Consider the following 11,303-nt stretch of genomic DNA (forward strand, 5'->3'; position numbering starts at 1 on the left):
CTCGAAGCCTTACCGCTCGAAGCCTTACGGCTTGAATCCCTGCGGTCCGTAGCCCTGCTGGACGTGCTCCTGCCGGACGCCGCCCCCGTCGCCGCCGAGTCCCCGCGCCGAGCTCTGGCAGCCCTGCACCAGGGCGATGCCGACCGCCACCAGCAGCGTGACCACGACGAACACGAACAGCCGCTGCCGCAACAGCCGGGGGTTGGCGGGCCGGAGCCCGGTCCCCGTGTTCCTGGACCCCGGACGCCCGGTGCCGCTGTGCGGGGCAGGGCGGTTGCCGCTGCCCTGCCGGGTACCGTTGCGCCCGGTTGGCGTCGGCCGCGCTCCGGACCGCGACGGGGTGCCGCCGCGTGAGGCACCTGAGCCGCGCATCGGAGTCCTGCCGCGGTTCCCGCCGCCCGTCGGCCGGTTTCCGCCGCTCGCCGCCCGGGCTCCGCCCCGCGCGCCGTTTCCGCCCCGGGCGCCGGCTCCGCTCTGGGAAGCCGGACCGTCCGGCGGCGGACCGCCGTCCCCGGGCCCCGAGGAGCGCCGCGGCGGGGGAGTCCCCCGGCCCCGCTGCGCCCCCGACGCCCCCGCACCCTGCTGTCCCTGCGGACGCCGGCCGCGCTCGGGATAGGTGTCGGTGGGCCGGTCGGTCTCGGCACCACGCGGCGCGGGCGGCCGGACGCCGGCGAGGTCCTGCGCCTCGCGGGCCGCGATCTCCTTGAGCCGCATGGACAGTTGGAGCGTGCTGGGCCGCTCCTCGGGGTCCTTCGCCAGGCACGCCCGGACGAGCGGAGCCAATGCGTCGGGTACGCCGTGCAGCTGCGGTTCCTCGTGCACGACGCGGTACAGCATCACCTCGGAACTGCCGTGCCCGAAGGGCGAGTCGCCCATCGAGGCGTACGCGAGCGTGGCACCGAGCGAGAACACGTCCGTGGCCGGTGTGACGGCGGCCCCGCGCACCTGCTCCGGTGCGAGGAAGCCCGGCGAGCCGACCGCCGTACCGACGTGGGTGAGCGTCGAGGCGCCGGTGGCCCAGGCGATGCCGAAGTCGATGATCCGCGGCCCCTTCGGGGACAGCAGGATGTTGGACGGTTTCAGGTCCCGGTGCACGACCCCGGCCTCGTGCACGGCGACCAGGCCCTCCGACAGGGCGGCACCCACGGCGGCGACGTCGGCCGCGCCGAGCGGCCCCTCGGCGGCGACCTTGTCGTGCAGGGAGGGGCCGGGTACGTACTGCGTGGCGAACCAGGGCCGGTCCGCGTCGAGGTCGGCCGCCACGAGCCGTGCCGTGCACCCGCCGCGGATCCGCCGTGCCGCCGAGACCTCCCGGGCGAACCGCGAGCGGAACTCCTGGTCCTCGGCCAGGTCAGGCCGGATGACCTTGAGCGCGACCCGCTGCCCCTTCTTGTCGGAGCCCAGGTAGACCACGCCCATCCCGCCCGCGCCGAGCCGTCTGTGAAGCCTGAACGAGCCGACGACGCGCGGGTCCTCGCGCCTCAGGCGCATCATCGCCATGTTCATCCCCGCTGCCCGGTCCTGTGACGAGCCACAGCTTACGTTTCCACGGCCGCCCGCGCGCAGAGGCCGCGCCCTCTCGGGGCGGCGGATTGTCAGTGGCGGGTGGGAGACTTGAAGGGTGGTCAGGGGGCGTGCGGGCAGGCCGTGTTCGCGCGGGGGGTGACCCCAACCGCCTGGCACGGAAGGGGGATTGGACCCGTGAAGGGTGACCGTGTGGAGATAGTCGTGGACGCCGGCGACACGACGCGCACGTACGAGGTGGTGGCGAGCCGGGCGGGCCGCAGGGTGGAGACAGCGGTACGCCGAGGTGTCGTGGAAGTGAGCGAAGTCACCAGGAGCGGAACCGTCGTGTGTACGGCCCGCTTCATGGCGAACCGGGTGTTGGCACTGGTCGAGCAGCCGATTCCGAGGGAGGAAAGCTCAGACAAAGCGGGGTGAGCCGGGCGTCCCTTCGGGGAAGACCCTGAGACCTGGGCCTGCGTCTCCACCCAGGGGAGTACACCGCAGGTGACGGCTCATCCTCCGGGAGGCCCGGCAATCGGTACGAGGGCATGACGCCCGGGGAGGGCCGGCCGCCTAGATTTGAGGTCAAGCGGCGGGTGCAGCACTCGTCCCCCGAGGTCAGACACCCGCCGCTGCCAACGACAACTGAGAACGGTCAGGAGAGGGACCATGGCCCACACGGCACCGCGGACACTGATCCGCGAGGAGGGACGCAAGGTGTACGCCGCCGCGTTCCGCCGCCGCCAGGGCCGTCGCCACCCCGTGGTGGCGACGCTGATGGCCCTTCCCCTGGCGGCCCTGCTCCTCCTCGTCTTCGACGGGTGGGAGACGGTGGCCACACAGGCGTCGTCCGTGGGAGAGATGCTGGGGCGCTGAGCGGCGACCCCAGGCCCGGAAGAGCGGTCCGGGCGGGGACATCCACCCATGAAACCCCGTGGGGACGGGGGTGCGGCGGACGGCACAAATGCCGGCGCAGCTGGGGAGCTGCGCCGGCATTACCTTTTTGCGCGCGCCAGGGCCTGCGGCTGCGCCTGACGCCGGGTGGTGGGTCGGGGCCGCGCCGGGGGGTGTCCGTCCTCGGAACGGCGCGATGGGGTCGGATACCGACTAACCGTCCGTTGACGCGCCAACCGCTGCGGGCGGACACCCCCCGACACGGCCCCTTCCGTGGAGCGAAGCCGAGTACGCCGAGCACTTGAAGCCGACAGCGCCTTACAGCCCGGCCTCACCTGCGCGTACTCTCGCCCCGGTGAAGCCCGCCCCCGCCCTGCTCGTACAGCAGCTCACCGCCAAGGCCCGAGCCGCCGCTCACGCACGTTCCTCGGCCTGCCCCTGCGGCGCGGCCACCCTCGCGGACCACCCCGACGGCATCGTCGTGCGGCACGCGGACACCGTCGCGAAGGCCCACCCCGAGGACACCGACCCCACGGAACTGACCAGCCGCCTCACCCTCGCCACCCGCCACCCCGGCATCCTCCTGCCCCCACTCGCCCCTACCCCGGCCGACCTGCACGGCCGCCTCGTGACGTTCTGGCCGTACGGAAGCCCGGTCGACCCGGACACCCCGGACGCCGCCCCCTGGGAAGCCGCCGCCGCCCTCCTCGCCCGACTGCACCGCACCCCGGCCCCGCCGGAGACGCCCAGCATGCGGGGACCCGCCAAGGCGGCCCACGCCATCGCCCGGCTCCGGGACGCCGGCCCGCACCCCGCCGCGCCCCCCGTCCTGCGCGCCTGGGACACCCTCCCCGCCTGGGCCCGGGCCGAGGCCCCGATGCCGCAGCCCGGCACCTTGTGCCACGGCGACCTCCACCTCGGCCAGCTCGTACGCCACCCCGCCCCCGAAGGCCCCTGGCTGCTGATCGACGTGGACGACCTCGGCGTCGGCGTCCCGGCCTGGGATCTCGCCCGGCCCGCCGCCTGGTACGCCTGCGGGCTGCTCCCGCCCGGCGAATGGGCCCGGTTCCTCGCCGCCTACCGTGCCGCGGGCGGCCCCGCCGTCCCGGTCGACGGCGATCCCTGGCCCGCCCTGGACGTGCCCGCCCGCGCCCTCACCGTGCAGACCGCGGCCCGGGCCGTCGCCAAGGCGGTCGCGGCCGGTCGTGCCCTGGACGAGGTGGAGCAGTCGGTCGTGGACGCCTGTGACCGAATGGCTACCGTCCCGCCGCAGTTGGCGCAGGAGCACGCGAAGTAGGGTGCAACCGACCACAGCCGGACAGAGTCTGTCCTGGCGACACGGTAAGCAGGACCGACCGGCGAGGAGTTGAACCACCATGCAGTGTCCGAAGTGCCATGCGCCGATGCACACCTACAACCGCAACGGTGTCCAGATCGAGCAGTGCAGTGGCTGCCGCGGCATCTTTCTCGACTACGGCGAGCTGGAGTCGCTGACGCGTCTGGAGGCCCAGTGGTCCCAGTCCGCCCCGCCGCCCCCGCCCGCCCCGCAGGCCTACCCCGCACCACAGGCCCCCGCATGGGGCGCCCCGCACGGCGGCCACGGACACCATGGCCACCACGGTCACCACCGGCAGAAGAGCTTCGGGCGCATGCTGTTCTCGTCCTGACAGGAGCATCGCGACACGACGAAGCCCCCGGCCGATTCCTTCGGCCGGGGGCTCCGGTGTGGTGTGGACGATACTGGGATTGAACCAGTGACCTCTTCCGTGTCAGGGAAGCGCTCTCCCGCTGAGCTAATCGTCCTCGGGACCATGACCACTCGGTGCAGGGATCATGGGCACTGCGTGCGCGATACTGGGATTGAACCAGTGACCTCTTCCGTGTCAGGGAAGCGCTCTCCCGCTGAGCTAATCGCGCGGGTCGGATCTTTGAGCAGATCCAGTGGACGATACTGGGATTGAACCAGTGACCTCTTCCGTGTCAGGGAAGCGCTCTCCCGCTGAGCTAATCGTCCTTGGAGGTGGAGACGGGATTTGAACCCGTGTAGACGGCTTTGCAGGCCGTTGCCTCGCCTCTCGGCCACTCCACCAGGAGCGTGGGAGCCCGGAGGCTCCCTGTTCCTTCGAGCGGACGACGAGGCTCGAACTCGCGACCTCAACCTTGGCAAGGTTGCGCTCTACCAACTGAGCTACGTCCGCTTGTCGTTTCGGTCCGCTCTCGCGGCCCGGCGACGAGTTGAACTCTAGCGGATTCCGGGGCCAGCACAAAAACGCGTTTGTGCAGCGTGCTGCGCTTGCCCTGCTCAGGGCGGTCACAGGGCCTCGCGAAGGGACATCCGCCGGTCATCGCAGGACGCCCCCATAGACTCGACTGCGTGCTCGACCTCCCGCCCCTCGCCCGTTTCGGCGACCGTGTCGCCACCGGGCTCCTCGATGTCACCGACGATCCCGAAGCCCTGGAGTCCAGCGGCTTCTGGGCCGTCTGTGCCGACTTCGAAGGCCGTCTGACCTGCGCACGCTTCCGGGACGTGCGGCATGCGGCCGTGCCCGCCCCCGTGCCCGGCGCATGGCGGGGCCCGGCGGCGTGTGACTGGACGTCATCGCTCGACCGCGACGCGTACACGGCGGCGGTACGGCGGATCCGCGAGCACATCGCGGCCGGCGAGGTCTACCAGGCGAACCTGTGCCGGGTGCTGTCCGCGCCCGTCGCGGCCGGCACCGACGTGGACGCCCTCACCGCGCTGCTGGCCCGCGGCAACCCGGCACCCTATGCAGGAACGATCCGCCTGCCCGGTCACGGTGTGGAGATCGCCACCGCGTCCCCCGAGCTGTTCCTGCGGCGCGAGGGGCGCGTCGTCGCCTCGGGGCCGATCAAGGGCACCGGCCGTACCGAGGCGGACCTGCTGGAGAAGGACTACGCCGAGAACGTGATGATCGTGGACCTGGTCCGCAACGATATCGGGCGGGTCTGCGCCACCGGCAGCGTGACGGTGCCCGAGCTGTGTGCTGTCGAGAAGCACCCGGGGCTGGTCCATCTCGTGTCGACGGTCCGCGGTGAGCTGGCGCAGGGGGCCGGCTGGGCCGAGCTGCTCGCCGCCGCCTTCCCGCCCGGCTCGGTCACCGGCGCGCCCAAGTCGAGCGCGTTGCGGATCATCGACGCGCTGGAGACGGCGCCCAGAGGGCCGTACTGCGGAGGGATCGGGTGGGTCGACGCCGACCGGCAGGCCGGTGAGCTGGCCGTCGGCATCCGTACCTTCTGGATCGACCGGGCCGACGGCATGCTGCGCTTCGGCACCGGCGCCGGCATCACCTGGGGCTCGGATCCCGAGGGGGAGTGGCGGGAGACCGAGCTGAAGGCGGCCCGGCTGCTCGCGATAGCGTCGGGAGCGTATGAGGTGAGTGGAGAGGACCTGACGTGAAGATCTGGCTCGACGGCGGCTTGCAGGACATCGAGTCCGCCCGCGTCTCCGTCTTCGACCACGGGCTGACCGTGGGCGACGGCATCTTCGAGACGGTGAAGGCCGTGGACGGCCGGCCGTTCGCGCTCACGCGGCACCTCGACCGGCTGACCAGGTCGGCGCGCGGCCTCGGATTGCCCGACCCGGACCACGACGAGGTGCGCCGCGCCTGTGCCGCCGTCCTGGAGGCCAACCCCATGCCGCTCGGCCGCCTGCGCATCACCTTCACCGGTGGCCACGGCCCGCTCGGCTCCGACCGCGGCGAGCACGGCCCGACCCTCGTCGTCGCCCTCGGTGAGACGACCCGCCGCCCCGACTCCACCGCCGTGATCACGGTCCCCTGGACGCGCAACGAGCGCGGCGCACTCACCGGCCTGAAGACCACCTCGTACGCCGAGAACGTCGTGGCCCTCGCCCGCGCCCGCGAACGGGGCGGCTCCGAGGCCCTGTTCGGCAACACGGTGGGACAGCTCTGCGAGGGCACGGGGTCCAATGTCTTCGTCGTCCTCGACGGCGAGATCCACACTCCGCCGCTCGCCTCGGGCTGCCTCGCGGGCATCACGCGCGCGCTGGCGATCGAATGGACCGGCGCCAGGGAGACCGACCTGCCGCTGGACGTCCTGGAGCGGGCCGACGAGGTCTTCCTCACGTCCACCCTGCGGGACGTGCAGGCCGTGCACCGGGTCGACGACCGTGAGCTGCCCGGCGCGCCCGGCCCGGTGACCGCCAAGGCCATGAGGATCTTCGAGGAGCGGTCCGGCGACGACCTCGACCCCTGACAGCCCGGGATATTCGGCTGACCAGGGCCCTGGTTGCGGGTAGAACACCCCTGATGACCACGACCCTGCGGCCGACCGAGCCGCTTCAGCAGAACGCCGACGGGACGCGCTCACGCCGCTACCAGGTATGCGTGAACAGCCGTCCCGTAGGGGCGATACACCTCGGCACGCATCCCGTGTTCGGCGACGCCGTGGCCCGCATCACGAAGCTGCGCATCGACGAACCGGACCGCGGACGCGGCCGGGGCACGGTGGCCGCGCTCGCCGCCGAGGAGGTGGCACGCGGCTGGGGGTGCCGCCGTATCGAGGCGACCGTGCCCGCCGGCTCCGAGGCGGCGTTCCGGCTCGCCACCGCCCTCGGCTACGTCGTCCGCAACCGCGGCATGGAGAAGCCGCTCGGCGACACCCCGCCGGAGCTGCCGGAGGGCAGCCGAGCCCGGCCCATGACCGAGGCGGAGTTCGGCCCGTGGCTGGAGAAGGGCAAGCAGGACTACGCCCGGAGCTGGACCGAGCGGGGCGTCCCGGAGGCCGAGGCCCGCGCCAAGTCGGAGCGGGACCACGCCACCCTGCTGCCCGGCGGCCTCGCCACCCCCGGCACGCTCATCAGCGTCCTGGAACACGAGGGGACGGCGGTGGGCGTGCTGTGGCTCGCGCTGCGCGCGGACAGCTCCTTCGTCTTCGACGTCGAGACCCACGCCGCCCACCGCGGCAAGGGACACGGCCGCACCCTCATGCTGGTGGCCGAGTCCCAGACGATCGTCGAGGGCAGGCGCACCATCGGTCTCAACGTCTTCGCAGGCAACACCCCGGCCGAACGGCTCTACGCGTCGCTCGGCTACGAGACGAACCTGTACGCGATGTACAAGCCGCTGTTCTAGCCTCAGCGGTCCTGCGGCGAAGCGGCCGGCCAGGGGCCGGGGCCGGAGACCGGGGCCGTCGGATCAGCCCTCCTGCTCCGGCCCGGCCAGCAGTCGGTCCGTGATCTGCTCGATCCGCTCGCGCAGCCCCTCCTGGGTCTTGCCTCCGTCGAGCCGCTCACCGCCGATGACGTACGTCGGGGTGCCGGTCACGCCGATCGCCTTGCCCTCGGCCTGGTCGGCGTCCACGATCAGGATGTGCCGGCCGTCGATCAAGGCCGTGTCGAACTCCTCGGCGTCCAGGTCCAGTTCGCGGGCCACCTCGACCAGGAAGGGTTCTCCCTTACGGCCCAGCTCCTCGACCCGCGCCAGGAGCGCCTCGGCGTACTCCCATCCCCGGCCCTGCTCCCACGCCTCCTCCGCGGCCTGGGCGGCGGCGAAAGCGTGCTTGTTCTTCTCCAGGGGGAAGTGCCGCAGCCGCAGCTCCAGACGGTTGCCGTAGCGGGAGCGCAGGGCATGGAGGTCGTCCAGCGCTGTGCGGCAGTCCGGGCACTGGAGGTCACACCAGACCTCGAGGACGGGGGCGGCGGCAGGGGCAGGGGAGGAGTCGCTCATACCGACAGTCTCCCAGGCCGTACACCCGCACCGGCACCTGCGGAGGAGGCGACCCGGAGATCTCCCTGATGTCGGGCCGGGGCATGGCCGCCCGGGGTGCGGCGGGTGCAGGATGGAAGGGACGAAATGCCCCTGCCCGACCGTGCCACGCCTGGAGGACCGGATGATTGCCGAGACCGTCTGCTCCGCCGTGTCCGCGGCAGGCCTGGGCATCGCGGCCGTCACGGCGTACCGCAAGCGCTTCCTCGCGGCGACCCGTATCGCGGCGTACTCGCTCGTGCCGATCGGCCTGGTGATGACGGGAGTCGTCGAGTGGCTGGCCGACACCGCACTGAGCCTGACCGCCTGGGCGGGCTTCGGGGTGCTCGGTGTCGCGTGGGTGCTGTTCATGACCACGCGTGTCGTGGAGCGCCGCCGCGGTGGCACCCGCAAGGAGCGCAAGGCGGCCCGCGCGGCTGCCGGGCCGGAGGCGGTGGCTCCGGCGGCATCGGCGCCCTCCCTGGGCCAGGGGTCCCGCCCGGCCACCCGGCCCGCCGCGCCGACACGGGGCGACGACGACTTCAGCGACATCGAGGCCATCCTCAAGAAGCACGGCATATGACGGCCCCGCGCCGGTCGAATCGTCACAGTGAGTCCCGGGGCGCGCGGAAGTGATCACAACCTGAACCGGACCTCGCGGAATCGGCGCACACCCGCACGGAACGAGGCCGCTGATCGCGTCCGGCCAGGCGACTGCGCCATCATCGCCGCGAGATGCTGGACACGACGGAACAGAGCGACCCCGCGCCGCCGCAGGACGAGCCACGTCCCCGGCAGGACGAGCCACGTGGTTGCCTCTTCGCCCTATCCCAGCCACCGCTCATGATCTTCCTTGCGGTGATCGGGACTCTGCTGCTCATGGCCTCGTTGCACGATCTGCTGTTGCTGTGAGCCGTACCCGCGGTACCCGGCGCCACCCGCCGGGTCCGCGTCGGCATCGACGATCCGCCGCCACTCGCCCCTGCGGTGGCGGTCAGCCCGCCGCTTCCTTGCGTCGCGCCCGGTACGCGGCCACATGCAGGCGGTTACCGCAGGTACGGCTGTCGCAGTAGCGCCGCGAGCGGTTGCGGGACAGGTCGACGAAGGCCCTCCGGCAGTCGGGCGCCTCGCACCGCCGAAGCCGCTCCTGCTCCCCGGCGACCACGAAGAAGGCCAGGGCCATCCCGCAGTCGGCGGCCAGGTGGTCGGCGATGGAGGCACCGGGCGCGAAGTAGTGCACGTGCCAGTCGTAGCCGTCGTGGTCCGTGAGCCGGGGCGTGGTGCCGGCGGCGGCGACCAGCTCGTTGATCTGGCCGGCGGCGGTCCGGGCGTCGGGGGCGGCGAAGACGGCGGCGAACCGCCCGCGGATCTTCCGCACCGCCGAGAGGTCGAACTCCGAGAGCACTCCCACATCGCTGATCTTGTGGTTTCGTACGAAGTCCGCGAGGGTCGCCACGTCCGGCAGCCCGTCCGCTGCCGTGTCGTCCTCCGGTGCGGTGTTCACCAGATCGACCACGGTGTCGAGGGCGCACCGGGTGTCGTGGGTGATCAGCACGATTCGCTCCCTGGCCTGGGGGTCGGGCAGGCGCCCGCCGATGCTGGCCGATGGTAACGGCTCCACCACCGCCGGACCGCCCTCATGCCCGCACATGGCTTCGAATACAACGACGCCGGGCACACCATGGTTCCCGCCCGCCCTCCGGGCGGCGAAGGCCTGTCCTGCCCGCCGCCGAGGGCGCCCGTCCAGCGGCACGCGCGAACGGCTGCACACGCGAGCCGGCGCCGCCCCGCGAGATCCGCGGTGCCGGCGCCGGTGTATCCCATATGCGGTTGTCCAGGCCCGAGCCGTCTCCCCGAGTCGACGGCACCGGGCTGCCTTGTGAGCGCCTCGACCTAGCTTTCCGCCAGGATGTGCGAGAGCTCCTGATCGAGGTCGAAGTGCCGGTGCTCCGTGCCGGGCGGCACGGCGGCGTCGGTCCGCTTCAGGAAGGACTCCAGGGCCCGTGCCGGGGCCTCGAGCAGCGCCTCGCCCTCCGGTGAGCTCAGGGCGATGCACACGACGCCCTGGCCGTGACTGCGCGACGGCCAGACGCGGACGTCACCGGTGCCCGTAGGGCGGTGAAGTCCCTCGGCGAGGAGGTCGCGGGCGAACACCCACTCGACGGTTTCCTCGGCTCCGGTGTGGAAGGTGGCGTGCACGGCGTAGGGGTCGGCCGTGTCGTACCGCAGGCCTGCGGGCACAGGCAGGGAGGACTCGCTCGACACAACGAGGCGCAGGTGCAGCTCGCAGCTGACCGTGGTGTTCATAAGCGCCAGGGCCTTTCGCTCAGTGTGCGCTCGGGGATTCGCACGTCGGCGAAATCGACATGCCACCTACGGTGCCGTTGTAAACCCCTCTGAGTGTTTTGCGTGCCTTTACGTAACTCTTCCGGCCGAGAGATCGTTCGCGCCGTGCGTCCATTCCGGTGACTGGTTTCGCTCGGGTAGTGTTTGGGCCTATGAATACGGGGAGTGACGAGCCGGGCGAGGTGGCGGTGGCGTCGGACGAGACGGGGACGGACGAGGTACGCGGCGAGCCGGAGCGGGCGCTCGGCTCGCGGGCACCGGAATTCGTCAAAGCGCGCCGCCTGCTGCATGTGAGCTGGCAGGTCGGCATCTTCATCATCGGGCTCGCGGTCGTCGTGGCGGGCATCATCATGCTGCCCCTGCCGGGTCCGGGCTGGGTCGTGATCTTCGGCGGCATGGCGATCTGGGCGACCGAGTTCGTGTGGGCCCAGCTCGTGCTCCGCTGGACCAAGCGGAAGGTCACGGAGGCCGCCCAGCGCGCCCTCGATCCCAAGGTGCGGCGCCGGAACATCATCCTGACGACCATCGGCCTGGTGATCGTGGCCGTACTGGTCGGTATCTACGTGTGGAAGTTCGGCATCGTCATGCCGTGGAAGATCAAGGACCAGTGAGCCGCGGCGGGGGTGCCGATACCGGCCGTCTCCTGGTCACAGGCACCCCCTGACATGGGGTAATGTTCTTCCTGCGTCCGGGCGATTAGCTCAGTGGGAGAGCGCTTCGTTCACACCGAAGAGGTCACTGGTTCGAACCCAGTATCGCCCACCCGGATCGGCGGCCCACCTGCGACTGCGCAGGTGGGCCGCCGTCGTTCGGTGCCGGGCGGCCGCGCGG

At 71.9% G+C, this 11,303-nt stretch carries 14 protein-coding genes and 6 tRNA genes; 11 read left to right on the plus strand and 9 right to left on the minus strand.

All coding sequences use genetic code 11. The features are described from left to right. Nucleotides 1-24 precede the first annotated feature (24 nt). The gene (locus tag ACH4G3_RS33295) at nt 25-1,506 is read right to left on the minus strand and encodes a serine/threonine-protein kinase (protein ID WP_397627983.1); all 1,482 of its coding nucleotides are present in this window, start codon (nt 1,504-1,506) and stop codon (nt 25-27) included. A 195-nt stretch (nt 1,507-1,701) separates the two neighbouring features. Here ACH4G3_RS33295 and ACH4G3_RS33300 point away from each other — a divergent pair, with 195 nt between their 5' ends. From ACH4G3_RS33300 to ACH4G3_RS33315, 4 genes are all read left to right on the plus strand, one after another. Beyond that, complete coding sequence (locus tag ACH4G3_RS33300; protein ID WP_397627984.1) at nt 1,702-1,941, plus strand: hypothetical protein; 240 nt, start codon at nt 1,702-1,704, stop codon at nt 1,939-1,941. Between the two features lie 234 nt (nt 1,942-2,175). Further along, the gene (locus tag ACH4G3_RS33305; protein WP_020272470.1) at nt 2,176-2,382 is read left to right on the plus strand and encodes a hypothetical protein; all 207 of its coding nucleotides are present in this window, start codon (nt 2,176-2,178) and stop codon (nt 2,380-2,382) included. 373 nt (nt 2,383-2,755) lie between these two features. Next, nucleotides 2,756-3,697, plus strand: a complete 942-nt coding sequence (locus ACH4G3_RS33310; protein WP_397627985.1) for a phosphotransferase family protein — start codon at nt 2,756-2,758, stop codon at nt 3,695-3,697. 79 nt (nt 3,698-3,776) lie between these two features. Further along, entirely contained in the window at nt 3,777-4,067 is a 291-nt protein-coding gene (locus ACH4G3_RS33315; RefSeq protein ID WP_397627986.1) for a TFIIB-type zinc ribbon-containing protein, read from the plus strand. A gap of 64 nt (nt 4,068-4,131) precedes the next feature. On the opposite strand, the gene ACH4G3_RS33320 is transcribed toward ACH4G3_RS33315, so the two are convergent. The 5 genes from ACH4G3_RS33320 to ACH4G3_RS33340 all read right to left on the minus strand — a co-directional run bounded on the left by ACH4G3_RS33320 (nt 4,132) and on the right by ACH4G3_RS33340 (nt 4,598). After that, nucleotides 4,132-4,203 (minus strand) — tRNA-Val (locus ACH4G3_RS33320). Nucleotides 4,204-4,245: 42 nt separating this feature from the next. Then, nucleotides 4,246-4,317 (minus strand) — tRNA-Val (locus ACH4G3_RS33325). 25 nt (nt 4,318-4,342) lie between these two features. Continuing rightward, a tRNA-Val gene (locus tag ACH4G3_RS33330) sits at nt 4,343-4,414 on the minus strand. Nucleotide 4,415: 1 nt separating this feature from the next. Beyond that, nucleotides 4,416-4,489 (minus strand) — tRNA-Cys (locus ACH4G3_RS33335). A gap of 36 nt (nt 4,490-4,525) precedes the next feature. Next, nucleotides 4,526-4,598 (minus strand) — tRNA-Gly (locus ACH4G3_RS33340). A 176-nt stretch (nt 4,599-4,774) separates the two neighbouring features. Between ACH4G3_RS33340 and ACH4G3_RS33345 the strand changes: the two genes are divergently transcribed. From ACH4G3_RS33345 to ACH4G3_RS33355, 3 genes are read left to right on the plus strand one after another with little or no spacing between them, the layout of a single operon-like run. After that, nucleotides 4,775-5,818 carry a chorismate-binding protein gene (locus ACH4G3_RS33345; RefSeq protein WP_397627987.1) on the plus strand — a complete coding sequence of 348 codons (1,044 nt, stop codon included), beginning with the start codon at nt 4,775-4,777 and terminating at the stop codon, nt 5,816-5,818. Then, nucleotides 5,815-6,636: an aminotransferase class IV gene (locus tag ACH4G3_RS33350; protein WP_397627988.1), complete on the plus strand. Its 822-nt coding sequence runs from the start codon at nt 5,815-5,817 to the stop codon at nt 6,634-6,636. Before ACH4G3_RS33345 ends, ACH4G3_RS33350 begins: the two co-directional genes overlap by 4 nt. 53 nt (nt 6,637-6,689) lie before the next feature. Further along, on the plus strand, nt 6,690-7,514 hold the full coding sequence (locus tag ACH4G3_RS33355) for a GNAT family N-acetyltransferase (protein WP_397627989.1): 825 nt from the start codon (nt 6,690-6,692) through the stop codon (nt 7,512-7,514). Nucleotides 7,515-7,577: 63 nt separating this feature from the next. Here the strand turns inward: ACH4G3_RS33355 and ACH4G3_RS33360 are convergent, their stop codons facing one another. Continuing rightward, nucleotides 7,578-8,108, minus strand: a complete 531-nt coding sequence (locus tag ACH4G3_RS33360) for a DsbA family protein (protein WP_397627990.1) — start codon at nt 8,106-8,108, stop codon at nt 7,578-7,580. Nucleotides 8,109-8,271: 163 nt separating this feature from the next. Between ACH4G3_RS33360 and ACH4G3_RS33365 the strand changes: the two genes are divergently transcribed. Then, nucleotides 8,272-8,709, plus strand: a complete 438-nt coding sequence (locus tag ACH4G3_RS33365; protein ID WP_397620853.1) for a hypothetical protein — start codon at nt 8,272-8,274, stop codon at nt 8,707-8,709. 152 nt (nt 8,710-8,861) lie between these two features. Next, on the plus strand, nt 8,862-9,038 hold the full coding sequence (locus ACH4G3_RS33370; RefSeq protein WP_306968595.1) for a hypothetical protein: 177 nt from the start codon (nt 8,862-8,864) through the stop codon (nt 9,036-9,038). An 82-nt stretch (nt 9,039-9,120) separates the two neighbouring features. On the opposite strand, the gene ACH4G3_RS33375 is transcribed toward ACH4G3_RS33370, so the two are convergent. Both ACH4G3_RS33375 and ACH4G3_RS33380 read right to left on the minus strand, forming a co-directional pair. Further along, nucleotides 9,121-9,681, minus strand: coding sequence for a CGNR zinc finger domain-containing protein (locus tag ACH4G3_RS33375; RefSeq protein WP_397627991.1), 561 nt, complete (start codon nt 9,679-9,681; stop codon nt 9,121-9,123). Between the two features lie 338 nt (nt 9,682-10,019). Further along, nucleotides 10,020-10,433 (minus strand): SsgA family sporulation/cell division regulator, encoded by a 414-nt coding sequence (locus tag ACH4G3_RS33380; protein WP_004002642.1) that lies wholly within the window; start codon nt 10,431-10,433, stop codon nt 10,020-10,022. Between the two features lie 191 nt (nt 10,434-10,624). Between ACH4G3_RS33380 and ACH4G3_RS33385 the strand changes: the two genes are divergently transcribed. Next, nucleotides 10,625-11,083, plus strand: coding sequence for a TIGR02611 family protein (locus ACH4G3_RS33385; protein WP_397627992.1), 459 nt, complete (start codon nt 10,625-10,627; stop codon nt 11,081-11,083). Nucleotides 11,084-11,162: 79 nt separating this feature from the next. Next, a tRNA-Val gene (locus ACH4G3_RS33390) sits at nt 11,163-11,234 on the plus strand. The last annotated feature ends 69 nt before the right edge of the window (nt 11,235-11,303 follow it).

The organism is Streptomyces afghaniensis, from assembly GCF_044327915.1.
GTDB lineage: Bacteria > Actinomycetota > Actinomycetes > Streptomycetales > Streptomycetaceae > Streptomyces > Streptomyces afghaniensis.